The sequence below is a fragment of the Sphaerisporangium melleum genome, from assembly GCF_014646695.1.
Taxonomy (GTDB): Bacteria; Actinomycetota; Actinomycetes; order Streptosporangiales; family Streptosporangiaceae; genus Sphaerisporangium; species Sphaerisporangium melleum.
Genome location: NZ_BMNT01000067.1, coordinates 14,070 through 16,645, shown reverse-complemented (window position 1 = coordinate 16,645; position 2,576 = coordinate 14,070). Strand labels below are relative to the sequence as shown.

The window sequence follows — 2,576 nt, the reverse complement described above, 5'->3', positions numbered from 1 at the left end:
GTGATGGCCCAGTTGCTGACCCTGGAGTCGCTCGACCCCGACCGCGACATCAGCATCTACATCAACTCGCCCGGCGGGTCGTTCACCGCGATGACGGCGATCTACGACACGATGCAGTTCGTCCGGCCCGAGATCCAGACGGTCTGCCTCGGCCAGGCGGCCTCCGCCGCGGCCGTGCTGCTGGCCGGCGGCACCCCGGGCAAGCGGTTCGCACTGCCGAACGCTCGTGTCCTGATCCACCAGCCGTCCACCGAGGGTGGCGGCCAGGGCAGTGACATCGAGATCCAGGCGCGCGAGATCCTCCGCATGCGGGCGCTGCTGGAGGACATCGTCGCCCGGCATTCGGGCAAGACCGCCGACCAGGTGCGTCGCGACATCGAGCGCGACAAGATCCTCAACGCCGACGAGGCGAAGGAATACGGCCTGATCGACGACATCATCCCCTCACGGAAGAAGCGCGCTCAAGCGGTTGCTTCCTGAGGACGCGGATCGCACCGGAACGGTGCCCAATTGGGCACGTTCCGGTGCGACTCACCGCTAGGGGGCGCACTGAGGGCCCAGAAGACGGTAACGTCGAAACCTGAGCGGGATGACTTTTCGGACCGAGTCCGCAAGATTCGGATCGCGGAGCAGGCGGTCCCACGCAAAGGAGTATCTGGGGTGGCACGCATCGGCGACGGCGGAGACCTGCTGAAGTGCTCGTTCTGCGGGAAGAGCCAGAAGCAAGTCAAGAAGCTCATCGCCGGACCAGGCGTCTACATCTGCGATGAGTGCATCGATCTCTGCAACGAGATCATCGAGGAGGAGCTCTCCGAGTCCTCCGAGCTCAAGTGGGACAGTCTTCCCAAGCCGAGAGAGATCTACGAGTTCCTCGACGCCTACGTCATCGGACAGGACAAGGCGAAGAAGGCCCTCTCGGTGGCGGTCTACAACCACTACAAGCGGGTGCAGTCCGGCGAACGTGGCCGCGACGACGGCATAGAGCTGGCCAAATCCAACATCCTCTTGCTCGGCCCGACCGGCTCGGGCAAGACCCTACTCGCGCAGACGCTCGCCAAGATGCTGAACGTCCCGTTCGCCATCGCGGACGCCACTGCGCTCACCGAGGCGGGCTATGTGGGCGAGGATGTCGAGAACATCCTGCTCAAGCTGATCCAGGCCGCCGACTATGACGTCAAGAAGGCCGAAACGGGCATCATCTACATCGACGAGGTCGACAAGATCGCCCGTAAGAGCGAGAACCCCTCGATCACCCGGGACGTCTCGGGCGAGGGTGTGCAACAGGCCCTGCTGAAGATCCTGGAGGGCACGACCGCGAGCGTGCCGCCACAGGGCGGGCGCAAGCACCCGCACCAGGAGTTCATCCAGATCGACACCACGAACGTGCTGTTCATCTGCGGCGGCGCCTTCGCCGGGCTCGAAAAGATCATCGAGTCGCGCATCGGCAAGAAGGGCATCGGCTTCAACGCCATCATCCACTCCAAGGACGAGATCGACTCCTCGGACATCTTCGCCGACGTCATGCCGGAGGACCTGCTGAAGTTCGGCATGATCCCCGAGTTCGTCGGCCGCCTGCCGGTGATCACCAGCGTGCACAACCTCGACCGCGACGCGCTCATCCAGATCCTCACCGAGCCGCGCAACGCGCTGGTCAAGCAGTACCGCCGGCTGTTCGAGCTCGACAACGTGGAGCTGGAGTTCAGCGACGACGCCCTGGAGGCCATCGCCGACCAGGCGATCCTGCGCGGCACCGGCGCCCGTGGCCTTCGCGCCATCATGGAAGAGGTCCTGCTGTCGGTGATGTACGAGGTGCCGTCCCGGCAGGACGTCGCCCGGGTCGTCATCACCCGCGAGTCGGTGCTGGAGCACGTGAACCCCACCCTGGTGCCGCGCGACCAGCTCAACGCCGCCAAGCAGCAGCAGCGCCCCCCCAGGGAGAAGTCCGCCTGAGGCGAGTCGCGCCCGCCGCGGGGGACGGCGGGCGCGAACGCCGGGCGCGCCCCTTTCGCATCGCCTCGGGCCGGCACGGCCCGCTCCCGGTGCCCTGTGCGGCACCCTCCCCTCAGCCGCAGGCACCGCGTCATCCGCCCGCATCGCCGCGCCGTGGGATGCTCACGCCACTTCGTCCCGCCACGCGATCGGCCATGGCCCTACGTCGCCCCGCGGCGCTCGCGCAGTCTCCGTCGTCGGTCCGGCCGCGTGCGGCTCGCGCGCTGTTCCAGCACTTCGGTCGGCCGCATGCTCCCGTCATGTCCGGTTCGCAGTGCGCCGACCGACCGGCCGCCGCCTCCGGCGCATGTCGCGGGCGTGTTACAGACCGTGACAGGCGGCACTTTCAGCCGTCCCAAGCTGGATTTTCGGTGAACGCGACCGTATACCGAGTATCGGACGGCGTCCGATGGGACACGGGGGAGTGCCCGTCATCCCTACAATTGGGGACTGTGACAACGCCTGAGCTGCCGACCCAGTACGCACCCGCCGACGTCGAGACCCGGAGCTACGAGCGCTGGGTAGCGGAGGGTTACTTCTCGGCGGACGCCGGCAGCGAGCGCGAGCCGTTCACCATCGTGCTGCCG

General features: G+C 66.8%; 3 protein-coding genes. All 3 read left to right on the top strand.

The window, feature by feature from the left end:
- A partial coding sequence (locus tag IEY93_RS35680) for an ATP-dependent Clp protease proteolytic subunit (RefSeq protein WP_229691750.1) occupies positions 1-480 on the top strand: 480 nt, incomplete at its 5' end.
- 180 nt (positions 481-660) lie between these two features.
- Positions 661-1,950, top strand: a complete 1,290-nt coding sequence (gene clpX, locus IEY93_RS35675; RefSeq protein WP_189167589.1) for an ATP-dependent Clp protease ATP-binding subunit ClpX — start codon at positions 661-663, stop codon at positions 1,948-1,950.
- Positions 1,951-2,108: 158 nt separating this feature from the next.
- Positions 2,109-2,576: hypothetical protein (locus IEY93_RS39015; RefSeq protein ID WP_308425765.1), on the top strand; the 468-nt coding region annotated here is incomplete at its 3' end.